At 66.3% G+C, this 19486-nt stretch carries 12 protein-coding genes; 8 read left to right on the forward strand and 4 right to left on the reverse strand.

Annotated elements, in window-relative coordinates:
- Nucleotides 1-132: 132 nt before the first annotated feature.
- Nucleotides 133-894 (reverse strand): molybdate ABC transporter substrate-binding protein, encoded by a 762-nt coding sequence (modA, locus tag HNR60_RS20030; RefSeq protein WP_184261345.1) that lies wholly within the window; start codon nucleotides 892-894, stop codon nucleotides 133-135.
- A gap of 18 nt (nucleotides 895-912) precedes the next feature.
- The gene (locus HNR60_RS20035) at nucleotides 913-1704 is read right to left on the reverse strand and encodes a TOBE domain-containing protein (protein WP_184261404.1); all 792 of its coding nucleotides are present in this window, start codon (nucleotides 1702-1704) and stop codon (nucleotides 913-915) included.
- A 410-nt stretch (nucleotides 1705-2114) separates the two neighbouring features.
- Here HNR60_RS20035 and HNR60_RS20040 point away from each other — a divergent pair, with 410 nt between their 5' ends.
- From HNR60_RS20040 to HNR60_RS20060, 5 genes are all read left to right on the forward strand, one after another.
- Nucleotides 2115-7106, forward strand: a complete 4992-nt coding sequence (locus HNR60_RS20040) for a 2-oxoacid:acceptor oxidoreductase family protein (RefSeq protein ID WP_184261347.1) — start codon at nucleotides 2115-2117, stop codon at nucleotides 7104-7106.
- Nucleotides 7103-9937: a sulfide/dihydroorotate dehydrogenase-like FAD/NAD-binding protein gene (locus HNR60_RS20045; protein ID WP_184261349.1), complete on the forward strand. Its 2835-nt coding sequence runs from the start codon at nucleotides 7103-7105 to the stop codon at nucleotides 9935-9937. Before HNR60_RS20040 ends, HNR60_RS20045 begins: the two co-directional genes overlap by 4 nt.
- Before the next feature lie 141 nt (nucleotides 9938-10078).
- A complete protein-coding gene (locus tag HNR60_RS20050; protein WP_184261351.1) occupies nucleotides 10079-10816 on the forward strand; it encodes a helix-turn-helix transcriptional regulator in 738 nt (245 codons plus the stop codon).
- An 80-nt stretch (nucleotides 10817-10896) separates the two neighbouring features.
- Nucleotides 10897-11523, forward strand: a complete 627-nt coding sequence (locus HNR60_RS20055; RefSeq protein WP_184261353.1) for an acyl-homoserine-lactone synthase — start codon at nucleotides 10897-10899, stop codon at nucleotides 11521-11523.
- Nucleotides 11524-11695: 172 nt separating this feature from the next.
- On the forward strand, nucleotides 11696-11869 hold the full coding sequence (locus HNR60_RS20060; protein WP_184261355.1) for a hypothetical protein: 174 nt from the start codon (nucleotides 11696-11698) through the stop codon (nucleotides 11867-11869).
- Between the two features lie 107 nt (nucleotides 11870-11976).
- On the opposite strand, the gene HNR60_RS20065 is transcribed toward HNR60_RS20060, so the two are convergent.
- Entirely contained in the window at nucleotides 11977-12609 is a 633-nt protein-coding gene (locus HNR60_RS20065) for a collagen-like domain-containing protein (RefSeq protein WP_184261357.1), read from the reverse strand.
- 237 nt (nucleotides 12610-12846) lie between these two features.
- On the opposite strand from HNR60_RS20065, the gene HNR60_RS20070 reads away from it, so the two are divergent.
- The 3 genes from HNR60_RS20070 (at nucleotide 12847) to HNR60_RS24255 (ending at nucleotide 18090) form a co-directional block, all read left to right on the forward strand.
- Nucleotides 12847-13815 carry a 1-phosphofructokinase gene (locus HNR60_RS20070; RefSeq protein WP_184261359.1) on the forward strand — a complete coding sequence of 323 codons (969 nt, stop codon included), beginning with the start codon at nucleotides 12847-12849 and terminating at the stop codon, nucleotides 13813-13815.
- Nucleotides 13816-14011: 196 nt separating this feature from the next.
- Nucleotides 14012-15376 carry a TrpB-like pyridoxal phosphate-dependent enzyme gene (locus tag HNR60_RS20075; protein ID WP_184261361.1) on the forward strand — a complete coding sequence of 455 codons (1365 nt, stop codon included), beginning with the start codon at nucleotides 14012-14014 and terminating at the stop codon, nucleotides 15374-15376.
- 539 nt (nucleotides 15377-15915) lie between these two features.
- On the forward strand, nucleotides 15916-18090 hold the full coding sequence (locus tag HNR60_RS24255; protein ID WP_246433030.1) for a GGDEF domain-containing protein: 2175 nt from the start codon (nucleotides 15916-15918) through the stop codon (nucleotides 18088-18090).
- 40 nt (nucleotides 18091-18130) lie between these two features.
- Here the strand turns inward: HNR60_RS24255 and HNR60_RS20085 are convergent, their stop codons facing one another.
- A complete protein-coding gene (locus tag HNR60_RS20085; protein WP_184261408.1) occupies nucleotides 18131-19429 on the reverse strand; it encodes a phenylacetate--CoA ligase family protein in 1299 nt (432 codons plus the stop codon).
- Nucleotides 19430-19486 lie beyond the last annotated feature (57 nt).

Raw genomic sequence — 19486 nt, forward strand, 5'->3', positions numbered from 1 at the left:
GGAGAGGGGGGGTGAGGGGGTACGGTCTATCGATAAGCCGTAACCCCTCACCCGGATCGCAAGAGCGATCCGACCTCTCCCAAAGGGAGAGGTGGACCATCCCCGTTTCGAACGCTTATCAAAAATCCAGTGTTAGCTGCTCTTGCCGACTTCGTAGCCGTATTTCTCGATGATGGCGCGGGCTTCCGGCCCCTTCAGGAACGCGATGAAGGCGGTGGCGGCTTCGTTGGAGGCGCCCTTCTTCAGCAGCACGGCGTCCTGCAGGATCGGCGCATACAGCGACTGCGGCACCATCCAGCGCGAGCCGTCCTTGTCGTTGATCACCTGCGACAGCGCGACGAAGCCGACCTCGGCGTTGCCGGTCTGCACGAACTGATAGGCCTGGGTGATGTTGGCGCCTTCGACCAGCTTCGGCTTCAGCGTGTCGTACAGCTTCAACGCCTTCATGGTCTCCACCGCCGCCGCACCATAGGGCGCCGCCACCGGATTGCAGATCGAGATCTTGGCGAACGAGGCCTGCTTCAAGGTTTCCTCGCCCTTCACCACGCCCGGCGCCTTGCTCCACAGCACCAGCTTGCCGACCGCATAGGTGAAGTTGGAGCCGGCAACGCCGAGGCCGTCGTCGACCAGCTTCTTCGGCCGCTCATTGTCGGCCGACAGGAAAACCTGGAACGGCGCGTCCTGGGTGATCTGGGTGTAGAACTGGCCGGAGGCGCCGAAGCTCAACACCGCCTCGTGGCCGGTCTTGGCCTTGAAGACCGCGGCGATTTCCTTGGCGGCGTCGGTGAAATTGGCGGCCACCGCGACATTGGTCTGCGCCGCGAAGGCGCTGGAGCCTGCGACGCAGGCGAGTGCCACGCCGAGCGCGAGCTTGAGGCTGGTGATGACTTTCAAGGCTGGTCTCCTGTCAGGTTAGTCGATGGCGATCAGCACATGGGCTGCGTCGAACAGCGCGCAGGCGGGATCGCCGGGGGAAAGCCCGAGCGCCTCGGCGCTGGAGGCGGTGATGGAGGCGGCGAGCGTCTTGTCGCCGCCGATGTCGAGCACGATTTCGGCGTTGACGCCGGAGACGTCGATGCGCCGCACATTGCCGTGCACGCAATTGCGCGCCGACACCTTGGGCGCGTCGGCGCCGGGCGCGATCAGCACGAACGGCGCCTTGATCAGCACGATGGCGTCGCGGCCGACGCACAGCCCGAGGCTGCGCAGGCTCTCGCTGGTGACCAGCGCATAAATAAGAGTGCCGTCGGCCACCGCGACGGCGACCTCGGCGCTGAGCGTATCGGCGCGGATCGCCGTGATGGTGCCGCGGAGCGCGTTGCGGGCGCTGGTCTTCATGAAGAATCCCGAAACCAGGTTGAGAGGAGAAATGCCGCTGCCGGCGAGCTCCGGCTCCAGCGCGCGCAGCACCCGCGCCATTTCGGCCTCCAGCCGGCCGAACGCCTCGATCACCCGGAGCCCGGTCGGCGTCAGCACCGCGCCGCCGCCGGCCTTGCCGCCGGTGCGGCGTTCCAAGAGCGGCTGGCCGAACAGGTTGGTCATGGCGTCGAGCGCGTCCCAGGCGGCCTTGTAGGTCAGGCCAGCGGCTTTCGCCCCCGCGGTGATGCTGCCCTCGCGGGCGACCGCCTGCAACAGCCGGATCCGCTCCCGGCCGACGCCGGAAACATCCTTGCTTTTCAGGGTAATGGCCGCTTCTATCGTCATCATCAGGCCGCGCAAGTCGTCATATAGTCAGTCTATATAACGAGTGCTGCGGCGCGGCAAATGGTCGTTTGGCCGCAGCCGGCGATCGGTGCGATCGCCTAACGGTGCTCCGCTGGCGTACCGCACTGCGGAATATTGCCCGCACGAAACTTTATTGCGTAAAACGTCGCTGAGGCTGTCATTTGATGCGCGTCAAATCGACGGTATTTGCCCCGTGCTAGGGGACGGGTTGCGGTCGGCATGAGCGCGACCGTGGCGTCGAATGGCTCATAGGTAGTCAATTCTGGATTTCGAGATCGTTTCGCCAGGCTGCTGCTGATCGCCGCGACCATGGCTGAAGCGTCGTTCGCAATTGCGAAACGACCAACGCGGCTCATTCAGGTGGCAATAAAAACAATGGACGGACGGCAATGAACGCAAAATTCCCCGGCATCTCGACAGTGATCCACGGTAACGGCGCCGTCGCCCAGGTGATGGGCCATGTCTGCGGCGGCGTGATCGGCTATCCGATCACCCCCTCGACCGAAATTTCCGAGATTTACGAGGCGTTCCGCTCCTCCGGCGGCTGCAACGTCTGGGGCAAGCACCCGTTCTTCTTCGAACCGGAAGGCGAGCATTCGGCGCAGTCCGGCGCGCTCGGCGCCTCGCTCACCGGCGGCAAGTTCGTCTCCAACGCCTCCTCCAGCCAGGGCATCCTGTACGGCCTGGAATCGCACTACGTGACGGTCGGCAAGAAGGTCGGCGGCTTCGTGCTGCAGGTCGCCGCCCGCGTGGTGTCGAAGCATTCGCTCAACGTGATGGCCGGCCATGACGACGTCTATGCGCTGCTGTCGTCGGGCTACACCATCCTGTTCGGCTCCAACCCGCAGCAGGCCGCCGATCTCGCCGCGATCTCCTATAAAGTCAGCGCCACTTCGCTGATCCCGGTCGCCAACGCGATGGACGGTTTCGCCACCTCGCACATGCTCAGCGAAGCCTTGATGCCTGAGCCGGAATTGCTGCGCGAATTCCTCGGCGACCCGGCCGGCCGCATCAAGTGCCCGACCGTGGCGCAGGAAATGCTGTTCGGCGCCAAGGGCCGGGTGTTCCAGCTGAAGCAGTACCTCGCCCGCCACAAGGCGGATTTCATCGGCTCCGATCTCGACGCGCTCACCGCGCATCTCGACGCCAATGCCTCCGCCATCGAAACCGACAACGAAGCGGCGCTGGTCGAAGCGACGCAGCAATGGGTGCCGGAAGAGCTGCAGGGTCAGTGGAAGCGGCAGTGGGTCAACGCGCCCGAAAAGGGCACCCGCCAATTGGTGCCGGCACTGGTCGATATCGACAATCCCGGCCTCACCGGCGGCGTGCAGAACCAGCCCGACTTCCAGGCCGGCGCGGTCGATCACCGCACCCATTTCGCCAACGCGGTGCCGCACTTCGTCAAACAGGCGATGGACGAATATTCGGCGCTGACCGGCCGCGAATACAAGCCGGTGATGAGCTTCATGGCCGACGACGCCGACCATGTGGTGGTCGGGCTCGGCTCGGTGACCGACGACGCCGAGGCGGTGGCGAGCTATCTGCGCAGCAAAGGCAAGAAGGTCGGCGTGGTGTCGATCAAATTGCTGCAGCCGTTCCCGGAAGGCGACCTGGTCGCAGCCCTGGCCGGCAAGAAGGCCGTCACCGTGCTGGAGCGCTCCGAAGTCACCGCGCTGACCAGCCTGGTGACGCAGGCTTTGTGCAAGGCGCGCGAGAACGCCGACGGCGTTCGCCACGCCGGGATTCCGCCGATCAAAGAGCTGCCGAAGCTCACCACCGCGATCTTCGGGCTCGGCGGCCACGATCTGCAGCCGCGCGACATGATCGCCTGCTACGCCAACATGGAGAAGAAGGACTCCGCGCCGTTCGTCTATCTCGGCACGCAGTTCTTCACCAAGGACGCGTCGCCGCGGATGACCGCGCTGCAGGATCGGCTGAAGGCGGCCTATCCGGAAACCGAATTCATGGCGCTGCAGACCGGGCAAAACCCGAACCTGCTGCCGCCGCAGGCGTTCCGCATCCGCTTCCACTCGATCGGCGGCTACGGCACCATCGCGTCGGGTAAGCTCCTCACCGACATTCTCGCCGGCGCGCTCGACATGCATTCGAAGTCGGCGCCGAAATACGGCTCGGAAAAGAGCGGCGCGCCGACCAACTACTACATCACGCTGTCGCCGGAGCCGGTGAAGATCACCAACGCCGAACTGGAAGACGTCGAGATCGTGATCTCGCCGGACCACAAGGTGTTCATCCACACCAACCCGCTGCGCGGGCTGGTCGAAGGCGGCACCTTCATCCTGCAGACCAACCTGACGGCGCTCGAAGTCTGGCGTGAACTGCCCGCCAAGGTCCGCGCCACCATCCGCGACAAAAAGATAAAATTCTACGTGATCGACGCCTTCGCGGTGGCCAAGCGCCACGCGCCGACCGCCGAACTGGAAACCCGGATGATGGGCATCGCCTTCATCGGCGCGGTGTGCGGCAACGTCGATCGCGTGGTGGCCGATGCCTCGCAAGAAGCGATGCTGACCAAGATCCGCCAGCAGATCTCCAAGAAGTTCGGCGCCAAGGGCGGCGCGGTGGTCGAAGGCAACATGGCGGTGATCCGCGAAGGTGTCGAAGCCACCCACAAGGTCGACTACGACGCGCCGGAGTTCGCCGAGAGCGCGATCGCCGCGGCGCCGAAGGCCAAGCGCGACGCCTCGCTGTCGGCCTCGATGTGCCGGGCCGCAGGGCCGGCTTCGGCCTCGGGCTTCCTCGATCCGGAATATTACGACGACGTGCTGGGGGCGCCGTTCCGCGACGGCACCATCGCGGATGCGCCGGTGCTGCCGGGCATGGGCATGTTCATGCCGGCGGGCTCCGCGGCGATGAAGGACAAGGGCCTGTTCCGCCGCAACGTGCCGCAGTTCAACCCGGACCAATGCACCGGCTGTCTGGAATGCGCGCTGGTCTGCCCGGACGCCGCGATCCCCAACACCGTGCACGACATCCACGAGCTGATTGCCACCGCGATCAAGCAGCTCGACATCGCGCCGGCGCAGCGCGACGCGCTCACCGCGCAGGTCCGCGACCTCAGCGAAGCGGTGCGCGAGATCTATCGCACCAGCAAGGAGAACACTCCGTTCCACCAGATCGTGGCGCAGGCCGCGGCCGCGCTCGATATCGACAACGCCACCTTGAAGCGAAACCTCGGCAAGCTCGCAGCTGCCCTCGAGGTCTATCCGGTGGCGCGGACCCGGCCGTATTTCGACGCCATGGAGAAGGCGCAGCCGGGCTCCGGCGGGCTGTATTCGGTGTCGGTCGATCCGTGGAAGTGCACCGGCTGCCTGGAATGCGTCGACGTCTGCGGCCCCGGCGCGCTGGTCGACCGCGAACAGGACGAGCCGCTGCTCGAGGAATTGCAGACCCGGTTCGAATTCTTCAGCCGCACCCCGAACACCCCGGCGCGCTTCGTCGACGGCGCCACCCAGACCGGCGGCGAGGCCAAGCGGCTGATCCTCGACCGCGCCAATTACTACGCCACCACCGGCGGCCACGGCGCCTGCCGCGGCTGCGGCGAGGTCACGGCGATCCGTCTGGTCACCGCGACCAACCACGCGCTGCACGACAAGCGCCGCAAGGAGCACACCCGCGAACTGGAAGCGCTGATCAATCAGCTCGCCGCCAAGCGCGACGCGGTTGCGGCCAAGGGCGACGACGCGGCCCGCGTCGAACGGCTCGACCGCACGCTGAAGACGCTGGAAAAGCGGCTCTATCTCTATGAGAGCGGCCCGACCGGCAACGGCCCGGCCGGCATGGTGATAGCCAACGCCACCGGATGTTCGAGCGTCTATGCCTCGACCTTCCCCTTCAACCCCTACACCGATCCGTGGGTCAACAGCCTGTTCCAGGATACGCCCGCGGTCGCCAAGGGCATTTTCGAAGGCCTCACCGCCACCGCCTCGGAAGATTTCGCCGCGCTCCGCGTTGCCAAACTGGAATTGCAGGATGCCTACAATCCGGCCAAGCACGACAATCAGTTCCGCTACTTCGGCTGGGCGCAGTTCTCGCCCGAAGAACGCGCGCTGCTGCCGACAGTGCTCAGCATGGGCGGCGACGGCGCCACCTACGACATCGGCTTCGGCGCGCTGTCGCGGCTGTTGTCGACCTCGACGCCGATCAAGGTGGTGGTGCTGAACACCGGCGCCTATTCCAACACCGGCGGACAGACCTCGACGGCGAGCCTCACCGGCCAGGACTCCGACCTGTCGCGGTTCGGCGTCGCCAACACCGGCAAGCAGGAATCCCGCAAGGAGCTCGGCCTGATCGCCTCGTTCCATCCCAGCGTGTTCGTGGTGCAGACCTCGACCGCGCTGCAGGGCCACTTCCTGAAGAACGTGCTGGAATATCTCAACTACAACGACTCGCCGGCGGTGCTCGACGTCTACACGCCGTGCCAGGCCGAGCACGGCATCGGCGACGCGGTCGCCAACCGCCAGGCCCGCAAGGCGGTGGAAAGTCGGATGAACCCGGTGTTCGTGCATGACCCGCGGCGCGGCTCGAACCTGCACAGCGCGTTCTCGCTCGACGGCAACCCGGAGCCCGATCAGGATTGGGCGACGCAGTCGATCGAGTATGTCGACGGCAACGGCGCCACCCAGTTGCTGAAGACCGCGGTGACGCCGGCCGACTTCGCCTTCACCGAGGTGCGCTTCAAGAAGCAGTTCAAGAAGCTCGCCGCGGACGCCGACGGCGTCGTGGTGCAGGACTATGTGGCGCTGAGCCCCGATCAGCGCGTCGGCAAGACGCCGTTCATCTTTGCCACCGACGCCGACAAGCGGCTGATCAAGCTGTCGGTCGGTGCCGCGGTGATCAAGCTCGTCGAGGAGCGGCGCAAATATTGGCGCACGCTGCAATTCCTCAGCGGCCTCGACGTCCGCCAGATCGACGACAACCACCGCGTCGAACTCGACGCGCTGCTGCGGCAATACGAGGACTCGGTGAAGGCGCGGGAGACCTCGCTGGATTCGATCGCCCGCGGCATGAGCGAACTCGCCGCATCCTCGAACGCGCCGGCCGCCTCCGGCTTCGCCGGTCTGATGGCCGGGCTGGCTCCGGTCGCCGCGACGCCTGCCACCAACGGCGCCAAGGCGCCGATCAGCAGCGGCAACGTGCCGATCACCATCTCGGACGATGATCTATCGAAGTGCACCAACTGCAAGAGCTGCTATCAGGACGTCGGCGAGGTGTTCGAGCCGACCAAGATCGTGGTCGACGGCGTCACCAAGGACGTCGCCCATGTGATCCCGGGCGTGTTCGCCAAGCTCAAGGTCACGCCTGAACTGTCGGCCAAGCTGAGCCGGGCGGCGGCGAACTGCGACGCGGAGATCATCCGATGAGCGGCATCACCGGCGCGGTCCCCAACGAGCTGCTGCGCTACGAACAGGCGCGCAGCACGCTCGAAACCACCCGCAGCGAGCTCGAAGAGCTGCAGCACAGCGAAGCGGTCAGCGTGTTCCAGAAGCAGATCGCTCTGTTGCAGAAGCGGCTGCTGAACGACCCGGCGTCGCTGCGCGAGATGTTCATCAACGACGGGACGCAGGCGATCGTCTGGGAATTCCAGCAGCCGGCGCTGGGGCTCGGTTTCACCGTGACGCTGTGGGACCTGTTGAAGCGCGGCGACGACATGAGCACGATCCTGCAGCGCTTCATCTGGGCGCTGCCGTTGAAGTTCAAGCGCAAGTTCATCAAGGCGATCGACAGCCATTTGTCGGACAGCTACCCGATGTTCCGCGGGCTGTCGGAAGGCTGGCCCGGCGAGAACTTCATTCCGCCCTATATCCGCCCGGCGGAAGAGCGGATGTTCGACTTCGACCTCGTGAACCAGGGCTATCTCGGCTACACCAGCCTTGGTTACAGCGTTCGCGAAGTCGAATTGTTCGTCTGGCTGGAAGTGCTGCGCGACAAGCAGTGCGACGACAAGCCGTGCGAAATCGGCCTGTTGATCGCCGGCAAGAGCGAGCCGAAGGGCGGCTGCCCGGTCAAGATCCACATTCCGGAAATGCTGGACCTGCTCGGCACCGGGCGGCACCGCGAGGCGCTGGAACTGATCGAAAGCTGCAACCCGCTGCCCAACGTGACGGGGCGGGTCTGTCCGCAGGAACTGCAGTGCCAGGGCGTCTGCACCCACACCAAGCGGCCGATCGAGATCGGCCAGCTCGAATGGTACCTGCCGCAGCACGACAAGCTGGTGAACCCGGACGCCAACAAGCGCTTCGAAGGCACGGTGAGCCCGTGGGCGGCGGCCACCAAGCCGCCGATCGCGGTGGTCGGCTCCGGCCCGGCCGGCCTGATCAACGCGTACTTGCTCGCCGCGGAAGGCTTCCCGGTCACGGTGTTCGAGGCGTTCCACGACCTCGGCGGCGTGCTGCGCTACGGCATTCCCGAGTTCAGATTGCCGAATTCGCTGATCGACGACGTGGTGGAAAAGATCACGCTGCTCGGCGGCCGTTTCGTGCGCAACTTCGTGGTCGGCAAGACCGCGACGCTGGAAGACCTCAAGGCTGCCGGGTTCTGGAAAGTGTTTCTCGGCACCGGCGCCGGTCTGCCGACCTTCATGAACGTGCCCGGCGAGCATCTGCTCGGCGTGATGTCGGCCAACGAGTTTCTCACCCGCGTCAACCTGATGCGCGGGCTGGATGACCGCTACGAGACGCCGTTGCCGGAAGTGAGGGGCAAAGAGGTGTTCGTGATCGGCGGCGGCAATACCGCGATGGACGCCGCGCGTACCGCGAAGCGCCTCGGCGGCAACGTCACCATCGTCTATCGCCGCACCCAGAAGGAAATGCCGGCGCGCGTCGAGGAGCTGCATCACGCGCTGGAAGAAGGCATCCACCTCGCGGTGCTGCGCGGCCCGAGCGAATTCATCGGCGACGGCAAGACCAATTTCGTCACCCACGCGGTGCTCGACGTCAACGAACTCGGCGAGCCCGATAAGAGCGGCCGGCGCAGCCCGAAGCCGACCGGACAGGTCGAGCGGATGCCGGTCGATCTCGTCATCATGGCGCTCGGCAACACCGCCAACCCGATCATGAAGGACGCCGAGCCCGAGCTGAAGACCAACAAATGGGGCACCATCGAGGTCGAGCGCGGTTCGCAGCGCACCTCGATCAGCGACGTCTATTGCGGCGGCGACGCCGCGCGCGGCGGCTCCACCGCGATCCGCGCCGCCGGCGACGGCCAGGCCGCGGCGAAGGAAATCGTCGGCGAGATTCCGTTCTCCGCCGCCGAAATCACCACCATGGTGGCCAATGCGGCGCGCTACACCGAACTCGGGCAATTGAAGCCGACCATCGTCGACAAGATCGAGCTAGCCGGCGGCATCGTCGAATTCGTGGTGCGGGCGCCGATGGTGGCGAAGGCGGCGCAGGCCGGACAATTCGTCCGGGTGCTGCCGTGGGACAAGGGCGAACTGATTCCGCTGACGCTGGCGGATTGGGATGTCGAGGCCGGCACCATCGATCTGGTGGTGCAGGGCATGGGCACCTCGTCGCTGGAGATCAACCGGATGGCGATCGGCGATGCGTTCTCAGGCATCGCGGGGCCGCTCGGCCGCGCCTCGGAGCTGCATCGCTACGAGGGCAACCAGACCGTGGTGTTCACCGCGGGCGGCGTCGGGCTGCCGCCGGTCTATCCGATCATGCGCGCGCACTTGAGGCTCGGCAATCACGTCACGCTGATCTCCGGCTTCCGCGCCAAGGACTTCCTGTTCTGGACCGGCGAGCAGGAACGGGTCGGCAAATTGCAGGCCGAATTCGGCGATCAGCTCGAGGTGATCTACACCACCAATGACGGCAGCTTCGGCGTCAAGGGCTTCGTCTCCGGACCGCTCGAGGAGATGCTGAAGGCCAATCAGCAGGGCAAGGGCCGCACGATCGCCGAAGTGATCGCGATCGGACCGCCGTTGATGATGCGGGCGATCAGCGACCTCACCAAGCCGTATGGCGTCAAGACCGTGGCGAGCCTCAACTCGATCATGGTCGACGCGACGGGGATGTGCGGCGCCTGCATGGTGCCGGTGACCATCGACGGTAAGATGGTCCGCAAGCACGCCTGCATCGACGGTCCCGAGCTCGACGCCCACATCATCGATTGGGACAAGTTCCTGCCGCGCTTCAATCAGTTCAAGGCGCAGGAACTGGATAGCAAGAAGAAGCACGGCTTCGCCTGATTCCGTTCGCCCCGGCGCGCAATCCAGCGCCGGGGCGAACTCGACCGCCTCTAACTCGCCGCGTCACTGTGCGCCGTTGTCGGCCCCGTTGCGGTGTGTAATAGTTGCGTGCATCTCGTTCGGCGGTACGAGGAAACGCGAATGTCCGGTTCGGAGTTCAGGCATTTTGACCGGGCTCTCGCTTCGATCGAGCGTTTTCGAACCACGACCACGCCGCAGGCGCTGCTCGATGCGGTTCGCGACGCCGCCGCGGCCTATGGCTACCAGTCCTTCGTGATCGCCGCGGCGCCCAAGCTGGCGCGCAACGACTTCGACAAGCTGGTGCTGCTGCGGCATTGGCCGGAAGCCTGGTTCGGGCAATATCTGCACGACAACTACCACAAGCACGATCCGATCGCCGCGCATGCGCGGCAGCAGACCCGGACGTTCTCCTGGTCCGACGCGCCGTGGGACAAGTCCGACAAGACCACCGCGACGCTGATGGACTGCGCCGCCCACGACTACGGCATGCGGCGCGGCATCTGCGTGCCGATCTTCGGCATGCGCGGCTACGAGGCCGCGATCTCGTTCGGCGGACCCGACATCGACGCCAGTCCGGCGGCGGCCTCGGCGATGGAGCTGATCGCGATCTACGCGATGAATCAGTTGATGACGATGCGCGAGGCCACCGCGCGCCAACGGACCCGGCTGTCACCGCGCGAACGCGAGGTGGTCACCTGGGCCGCGGTCGGCAAGACCGCGTGGGACACCGCGCATATTCTGGCGATCTCGACCGACACCGTGAACAAACACATGGCCTCGGCGATGCGCAAGCTCGACGCCTGCACCAAGACCCAGGCGGTGGTGGAATCGATCCGCCGCGGGGAGATCGATCTTTAGCGAGTCAATACCCAGTCGTCTGAATAGTTCGGCACCTCGCCGCCGTGCCCTGCTTCTGCTGGCAACAGCAGGAGCGCATCATGATCCGGGTGATCGACCAGGCCAATCAACTCCGCTACCGCGAAACCTTGGAACGCCAATTCCGCTTCCGTCACGAGATCTTCGTCAAGGAGCGCGGCTGGACCGCCTTCGAGCAGGACGGCCGCTACGAGGTCGATCAGTACGACAACGAGAAGACCATCTACGTGGTCGCGCTCGACGACGAGCGCGTGGTCGGCTGCTTCCGGCTGTATCCGACCCAGGCGCCGCACATGATCAGCGAGGTGTTTTCCTATCTGGTGGACGGGCCGGTGCCGCAACGCAGCGACTTGCTGGAGATGACGCGAATTTCGGTGTCGCGCGACAAGCGCGGCGGCGGCACCTATTACGAACTGCTCACCGGGCTGCAGGAATACGGCCTGCAACAGGGGCTCTCCGCGGTCACCGCGGTGATCCGCTCGTTCCGGATGTCGGTGGTGCAGGACGCCGGGTTTCGGGTGCACCCGTTGGGGCTGCCGCGCGAGGTGGAGGGCGAGACGCTGATCGCGGTGATGTTCGAGATCGGCGAAGATTCGCTCGAGCGGATCCGCCGCACCGCGGGCATCACCGGGCCGGTGCTGGAGCGCGCGGCGCAACCTGCGGAGGCGTTGCAGCGAAAGCTCGCCTAACAAACAGCACAAGTCACGGGGGTCAATGGTCATTTCTGGCCATGGCCTGCGGCGCGGGATGGCGGGATTCTGCAAGGCCGTCGTCGCGTGAGCCGCCGCGGGCCACAGCCGTCGCGCCGGCTGACCGACCATCCCGAACCGGCGCCTAATCCCAGGAGAGAGTGAGGCTGATATGCCGATCCCAGAAGAATTTGCGTGGCTGTCCGACAAGCTGGACGAATGCGTTGAACAGGCCAAAGCCTTGCAGCTCGAGCACGCGGTGCTGCTGATCCGCATGGCGGCGATGGAAGTCGCCGATCGCTCGCTCGAGCATGACGCTGAGTACGACCGGCGCGAGGTGTCCTGACCGCGGCGACGTCGCGACAACTCGCTCGACAGCCGCAGCAAAGCCGTTCGCGATACGCTCGTCGCGCCGGCAGCGGCATCGCCCGGTTTCTGCGCCTAGTCCGGCCGCTATTTCTTGTGCTTCTTGTGCTTCTGCTTCTTCTTCGGCTCGTCCTCGTCCGCCGTATCCGCCTGCGCGGCCAGTTGCGCGGCTTCCAGCTCGCGCTGCTGCTGCTCACGCAGCTCCTGTTCGCGCTGAGCCTGTTCGCGTTGCTGCTGCTCCTGCAGTTCGCGCTCGCGGGCCTGCTGCTCGCGTTGCTCTTTGAAGTTCTCCCAGGCCTCGAACACCAGTTGCAGCCACGGCATCACCTGATCGATCGACGGCAGCGCGCCGGCGGGTCCCGGCTCGCCGCGCGGTCCGGGCGCACCGGCCGGACCGGGCACTCCCTGCGGCCCCGCTTCGCCGCGCGGACCGGCCTCGCCGCGCGGACCGGGCTTGCCGTCCGGCCCCGGCTTGCCTTGTACGCCGGCTTTGCCTTGCACGCCCGGCTTGCCTTGCGGCCCTGGCGCGCCGCGTTTGCCCTGCGGACCGGCGGGACCGGCTTTGCCGCGCGGTCCTTCGGCGCCGGGGCGACCGGGATTGCCGTGCAGGCCGGGGCGGCCGGGCTCGCCGGCCGGGCCTCGCGGCCCCTGCGGGCCCGGCTTGCCGCGCGGTCCCGACGCGCCCTGTCGTTGCTGTCGCGAAGATGTTTGGTCGGCCACACCGCTCTCCAATTCAGTCCTGTCGATCGCGGAGTCTAACCAGCACGGATCGCCGCAGCAATTCGCGGAGCATCAGCTTCGCACAGATATCGCCGTCACAAGCGGCGACGCGTCACAGCGCCGACGTCTTTCGCATCTATCGCAGATTGCGTAGTCATATCATTCAACGACAATGGATCACCGCTGCCACGGCGGCGCCGCTTCACGCGCTCCCGCGCCCAGACCCGGACATTCGGTTTGCCCCAGATCATCACCGTCACGCCCAGCCCCGCCATCGACGCCTCGACCTCGGTCGGCAAGATCACCGCGTTTTCCAAGCTGCGTTGCGCACCGCTGCAGCGCCACCCCGGCGGCGGCGGCATCAACGTCGCGCGCGTCATCCACCGGCTCGGCGGCGAGGTCCGCGCGGTCTATCCCAGCGGCGGCGCCACCGGCGAATTGTTGCGCGAGCTGCTCGACCGCGAAGCCATCAACGGCATCACCGTGGCGGTAGCGGCGGAGACCCGGGAAGATTTCACGGTGTTCGAAGAGAGCACAAAGCAGCAATTCCGCTTCATGATGCCGGGCTCGCCGCTCACCGATCCCGAGTGGACGCAATTGATTCAAGCCGCATTGGTGGGGCCGCCGTCCTACATCATCGCCAGCGGCAGCGTGCCGCCGGGCGCCCCGGAGGATTTCTTCGGCCGCATCGTGCAGGCCGGCGCCGCGATCGGCGCCAGGGTCGTGGTCGACACCTCGCGGCAGCCGCTGAAGGCGGCGCTGCAGAACGGCCTGTTCCTGATCAAGCCGAGCCTCAGCGAATTCTGGAATCTGACCGGCTTGAACTGCGACGACGACGCCACGCTGATCGACGCCGCGCGCGACCTGATCGACCGCGGCCTGGTCGAGATGGTGGCGCTCAGCATGGGGCCGAACGGCGCGCTGCTGATCACCCGCGACCGCGCGCTGCGCGCCGAGGGTCTCGCGGTCGAGGCCGCCACCGTGTCGGGCGCCGGCGACAGCTTCCTGGCGGCGATGCTGTGGAGCCTGCAGCGCGACCCCGAGCTCGCCACCGCGCTGCGCTTCGGCATCGCGGCGGGCACCGCCGCGCTGGTCAATCCCGGCACCGAGCTGGCGCGGCCGCAGGACATCGCGAGCTTCCTGCCGCAGGTGCGGATTCGCGAACTCGCCGAAGTCCCGCGCATCGCGGCATCGCAGGCGCCATAAGCGAATATCGACTGCATCGCCGCTGCATAAAGAACCGTCATTCTGCCCTTGACTACAAATCGAGCAGAATTGATCTTGGTCAAGGCAGGTGTCGGCGCAGCGCTCCTATGGTCCGCGGCGCTGCGAGACAGGCAGTTGAGGTGATCGAGGCGTTCCGCAAAGCACCTCTTCCGGAATCCACACAGGGGAGAGTTGCATGAGCGACCAAGTCAAATACGTGCTCGACGAAGCGCAGATTCCAAAGGCTTGGTACAATCTGAACGCAGATTTTCCCAAGCCGATGCCGGCGGTGCTGCATCCCGGCACGCATCAGCCGATCGGTCCGTCGGACCTCGAGCCGCTGTTTCCGATGGATCTGATCCTTCAGGAAGTCTCCACCGAACGCTACATCGAAATTCCCGAGCCGGTACGCGACGTGTTCCGGATGTGGCGGCCGGCGCCGCTGATCCGTGCGCGGCGGCTGGAGAAGCTGCTCGATACCCCGGCCAAGATCTATTTCAAATATGAAGGCGTCTCGCCGGCCGGCTCGCACAAGCCGAACACCGCGGTGCCGCAGGCCTGGTACAACAAAGAAGCCGGCATCAAGCGGCTGTCGACCGAAACCGGCGCCGGGCAATGGGGCTCGTCGCTGGCGTTCGCCGGCTCGCTGTTCGGCATCGACGTCACGGTGTTCCAGGTCCGGGTGTCGTACGACCAGAAGCCGTATCGCCGCGCCTTGATGGAGACCTACGGCGCGCGCTGCGTCGCGTCGCCCTCCAACGAGACCGAAGCCGGTCGCGCCGTGCTGGCCAAGGATCCCAACAGCCCGGGCTCGCTCGGCATGGCGATTTCCGAAGCGGTCGAAATCGCCGCCAAGGATCCGGCGGTGAAGTATGCGCTCGGCTCGGTGCTCAACCATGTGATGCTGCACCAGACCATCATCGGCGAAGAGACCATCCGGCAGTTCGAACTCGCCAACGACGATCCCGACGTGGTGATCGGCTGCGCCGGCGGCGGCTCGAACTTCGCCGGGCTTTGCTTCCCCTATCTCGGCCTGCAGCTGCGCGGCGGCCGTTCGCGCCGTTTCATCGCGGTGGAGCCGGCGGCCTGCCCGACGCTGACCCGCGGCAAATACGCCTATGATTTCGGCGACACCGCGCATCTGACGCCGCTGATGAAGATGCACACGCTGGGCTCGACCTTCATGCCGCCGGGCTTCCACGCCGGCGGGCTGCGCTATCACGGCATGGGCGCGATGGTGTCGCACGCCTATGAGCTCGGGCTGATCGAGGCGCGGTCCTATCAGCAGCGCGGCTGCTTCGAGGCCGGGGTACAGTTCGCCCGTTGCGAAGGCATCGTGCCGGCGCCGGAATCCACCCACGCGGTGCGCTGCGCGATCGACGAGGCGTTGCGCTGCAAGGCCGAGGGCAAGGCCGAGACCATCGTCTTCAACCTGTCCGGCCACGGCCATTTCGACATGCAGGCCTATATCAACTTCTTCGAAGGCAAGCTGGTCGACCTCGACTACGACGAGGCCGCACTGGCGCAGTCGCTGGCCGGCCTGCCGAGCATCGCGGCGTAACACCCGCCAAGGCGCGCGTTTCCGTTGGTCGGAGACGCAGAGCCGATGGCTCTCATCCCGGGGCGCGCATGCTCGAGCGCCCCGGACTTGCAGCCGGCCCGAACCTGCGCAGCCTGGCGCAGGACATGGTCGGACCGAAGCCCGCGCCCTGCGGGCTGCGCTGCCCGCGTGGCGCCGACGCGGCGCCGATCGTCGGCGCGCCACGGCCCCCACCCCCGCTCTCCTCGAAATTTTGCCGCCTTGGTAAATCGAAGGTCTACGGCGCGCGCCCGGTCGCAGTGAACGCGGCCGGGAACGCGCGAAATCGCGGTGTTTTGCTGCCGGACCACAGACCTTCCGGCCGCGGCGCGGGGTGCGGCTCTGGGAACCGGCGCGGCCTACACCGCGTTGCTTAGCCACGACTGCGGCGATTCCCGACACGTTATTTCCCGATCTTCCGCCGCATCCATCTCCGCTCAACGATTTGCCCGCAAGCTGCAGCTAATCGCCCCGGCCACAGGCCGCTCGGATCGTCAGGCTTCCCGTCCATCAGAGGCTAAATGTCTGACTTCATCTCGTCCCAGCTCGACTTCATCTTCTTCTTTTACGGCCTCGCATTCCTGTTGCTGGGCATTGTCAGCCTGGCGATGTCGAAGGGCTTCGATCTCTACACATTGGTCGGCGTGTTCGGCATCCTGCACGGCAGCAACGAATGGCTCGACCTGATCGCCTTGATCGGCGGCGACAGCGCGGCCTTCAAGACCGCCCGGACGGTGCTGCTGGTGGCGTCGTTCATGGTTCTGCTGGAGGCCGTCCGGATGGACGTCAGGCAGCGGGTCAACCGATGTCCGGGGCCTTGGATCCACCTCGTGGTGTTGCTGCCGGTGATCCTGATCTGGTGGGAGAACGGTGGCAACGACGCCAACGCGATGGCGCGGTACTGCTTCGCGCTGACCGGCGCGATCGGGGTCACCGCGCTGATGCTGATGCGTTGCCGGCAGCTCAGCGGCGCCGAGCGGATCTGGTCCCTCCTCATCGCCCTTGGTTTCGCCTTGTATGGCATCGCGGCCGGAGTGATCGTTCCGGCGGCTTCGTTTTGGCCGGCGACCGTGATCAACCAAGCCGAATTTGCCCGCGTCAGCGGCCTGCCGATTCAGTTGATCCGCGGCGTGCTGGCCTGCTGGATCACCTTTGCGACCTGGGGCTTCTGGAAGCAGCAGGCCGCCCGCGAGGTCGCGTCGGCTCGCTATACCGAGGCGATCAAAAGCCAGGTGCGGCTGACCTTCGGCGCGGCCGTGGCAATTCTGATCGGCGGCTGGGCGCTCACCGAACATCTCGGCACGATCTACCGCGAGAACGTCGAGGTCGAGGCCAACGGCTATTTCAATCTGCTCTCCGAGCAGCTTGCGGCGCAGACGGCGGCCGCCGATCGGGTGGCCGAATTGCTCGCCGAGACCCCCAGCGTCGCGGTGTCGCTGGCAGCCGCAGCGCCGAACGCCATGGCCGAGGCGGCGTTGCGGCGGCACGTCGAGGCGGCGCTGGCGCAGCGCGGCTACATCCTGACCAGCGCCGGGACCGTGTTGGCGGCGACCGACCGATCCCAGATCGGGCGGCCGCTCGACGCCAGCATCGTGCGCCTGGACATCCCCAACCGGTCGCGCGGCGACTTCGTCGCCGATCGGTCGCCGGAAGCGATCGCCTATCTGGCGCGCTTTCCGGTTCGATCGGCCGGCGGCGAGGCGGTCGGCTCGGTGGTGCTGCAGGTCCCGATCCGCGTGATCTGGCCGCACCTCTCCGAATTGGATCGCGCCGCGATGCTGGTCGATCCGAACGGCGTGGTCGCGCTGTCGAACCGGCCTGGCCTGATCCAGCGCAAGATGTGGCCGGCCTTGGCACCGCTCGGCCGCGGCCAGGCCGCCGCGGATGCGGGCACAGCGCTGAACGGCCGGTTGGCGCACGGCGCCTGGGTCAGTCTCGACGGCGTCATCGACTATGCGCAGCGAAAGCCAATCGGCGGCAGCGGCTGGTCTTTCGTGGTGATGAGCGCGCCGCTCGGCATCGTGGCAAGCCGGCTATTGGGCATCCTGATTACCTTGCTGGTCACCGCGGTCACGCTGACCTATCTGGTCGGCCGCGGCCGCTGGGCCTACAACGAAATCCAGCTCGACAGGCGGCTCGAGCTCGAAGATCTCGCCCGCACGCTGGATCTGCGCGCCAGCACCGACGCCCTGACCGGCAGCTACAACCGTTTCAAGTTCAACGCCGAGCTGTCGGTGCAGATCGCGCGGGCGCGCCGCTACGGCGTGCCGCTGGCGCTGGTGCTGTACGATGTCGACCGCTTCAAGACCATCAACGACACCTACGGCCACCCCGCCGGCGACGAAGTGTTGCGGCGGCTGAGCGAAATCACCGAACTCAGGATCCGTTCGACGGATACCCACGCGCGCTGGGGCGGCGAGGAATTCGTCATCCTGACGCCGGACTCCACCGCTGCGATGGCGCATCTGCTGGCCGAGCTGCTGCGCGGGACGATCGAACACGCCGGATTCGGCGAGGTCGGCCAGATCACCTGCAGTTTCGGCGTCACCGAATTCGCCAAGGACGACACCGAGCAGAGCTTTCTGGCCCGCGCCGACCACGCCCTGTATCGGGCCAAGCGTCTCGGCCGCAATCGCGTCGAGGTGGCCGAGCCGACGCCGCGGCAGGCTCCCGACATCCGCGTCGTGGGGGGATAGCCGCGCGGCCACAGTTGGCGCCGCGCGGGCCTTCGCAGGATCAGCCGGCGACGGCGCGCTGGTCCTTGACCCGCACCGCCTTGCCCTGCGAGCGCGGCACTTCGCCTGGCGACTTCACCACCACCTTGCAGGTCACGCCGATCAGCGACTTGATATGATGCGTCACCTCGGCAGCCTTGCGGACGCGCCCGGCGTCGTCGAGTGAAGCGTCCGGCGTCATCTCGACCTCGACCGTCATGGTGTCGAGCGCCTTGTCGCGGGTCAGCACCAGCTGATAGTGCGGCGCGATGCCGGGGAAGCCGACCAGCACCGATTCCACCTGCGACGGATAGACGTTGACGCCGCGGATGATCAGCATGTCGTCGTCGCGTCCGGTGACGCGCATGATGCGGATATGGCTGCGGCCGCACGCGCACGGCTCGTTGCTGAGCCTTGTGATGTCGCGGGTGCGATAGCGGATCATCGGCAGCGCTTCTTTGGTGAGCGTGGTGATGACCAATTCGCCGACCGCGCCGCGCGGCAGCGGCTGCAGGGTTTCCGGATCGATGGTCTCGAACAGGAAGTGATCTTCCCAGCCATGCAACCCGTTCTGCGCGGTGCATTCGCAGGCCACGCCCGGCCCCATGATCTCGGACAGCCCATAGACGTCCATCGCCCGGATGCCGAGCCGCGCCTCGAGGTCGCGACGCATCGCATCGCTCCACGGCTCGGCGCCGAACAACCCGATCCGCAACGGCGCCTGGCGCAGGTCCGCACCCATCTGCTCGGCGACCTCGGCGATGTTGAGCGCGTAGGACGGCGTCGAGCACAGCACGTTGGCGCCGAAATCCTTCAGCAGCGAGACCTGCCGCTCGGTGCCGCCGCCCGACACCGGGACCACGGTGCAGCCCAGCCGCTCGGCGCCGTAATGCGCGCCGAGACCGCCGGTGAACAGGCCGTAGCCATAGGCATTGTGCACAATGTCGTCGGGCAGCGCGCCGGCCGACGCCATCGAGCGCGCCATCAGCTCCGACCAGGTTTCGAGATCGTGCTTGGTGTAGCCGACCACGGTCGGCTTGCCGGTGGTGCCGGACGACGCGTGGATCCGCAGCAGCTCTTCGCGCGGCACCGCGAACATGCCGAACGGGTAGTTGTCGCGCAGGTCGGTCTTCTGCGTCAGCGGAAACCGCGCGATGTCGGCGAGCGATGTCAGATCATCCGGCTTGACGCCGGCTTCATCGAACCTGGCGCGATAATGCGGCACCGCGCGATAGGCGCGATCGAGTGTCTTCTTCAGCCGCTCGAGCTGCAGCGCCGCAAGTTGCGCGCGCGGCATGGTCTCGGCGGCGCGATCGAACATGAAGACCGGCGTCTCGCGCGTCGCCGTCTGAGCTTGAGCCTGTGCCAAGTCGATCTC

The sequence above is a fragment of the Rhodopseudomonas rhenobacensis genome (assembly GCF_014203125.1).
Lineage (GTDB): Bacteria > Pseudomonadota > Alphaproteobacteria > Rhizobiales > Xanthobacteraceae > Rhodopseudomonas_A > Rhodopseudomonas_A rhenobacensis.

What these genes read in the sequence shown, in the direction of transcription:
- HNR60_RS20040 (WP_184261347.1), top strand. Translation starts at nt 2,115, where the DNA reads ATGAACGCAAAATTCCCCGGCATCTCGACAGTGATCCACGGTAACGGC.
- HNR60_RS20060 (WP_184261355.1), top strand. Translation starts at nt 11,696, where the DNA reads ATGCCGATCCCAGAAGAATTTGCGTGGCTGTCCGACAAGCTGGACGAA.
- HNR60_RS20050 (WP_184261351.1), top strand. Translation starts at nt 10,079, where the DNA reads ATGTCCGGTTCGGAGTTCAGGCATTTTGACCGGGCTCTCGCTTCGATC.
- HNR60_RS20055 (WP_184261353.1), top strand. Translation starts at nt 10,897, where the DNA reads ATGATCCGGGTGATCGACCAGGCCAATCAACTCCGCTACCGCGAAACC.
- HNR60_RS24255 (WP_246433030.1), top strand. Translation starts at nt 15,916, where the DNA reads ATGTCTGACTTCATCTCGTCCCAGCTCGACTTCATCTTCTTCTTTTAC.
- HNR60_RS20045 (WP_184261349.1), top strand. Translation starts at nt 7,103, where the DNA reads ATGAGCGGCATCACCGGCGCGGTCCCCAACGAGCTGCTGCGCTACGAA.
- HNR60_RS20035 (WP_184261404.1), bottom strand. Translation starts at nt 1,704, where the DNA reads ATGACGATAGAAGCGGCCATTACCCTGAAAAGCAAGGATGTTTCCGGC.
- HNR60_RS20075 (WP_184261361.1), top strand. Translation starts at nt 14,012, where the DNA reads ATGAGCGACCAAGTCAAATACGTGCTCGACGAAGCGCAGATTCCAAAG.
- HNR60_RS20085 (WP_184261408.1), bottom strand. Translation starts at nt 19,429, where the DNA reads ATGTTCGATCGCGCCGCCGAGACCATGCCGCGCGCGCAACTTGCGGCG.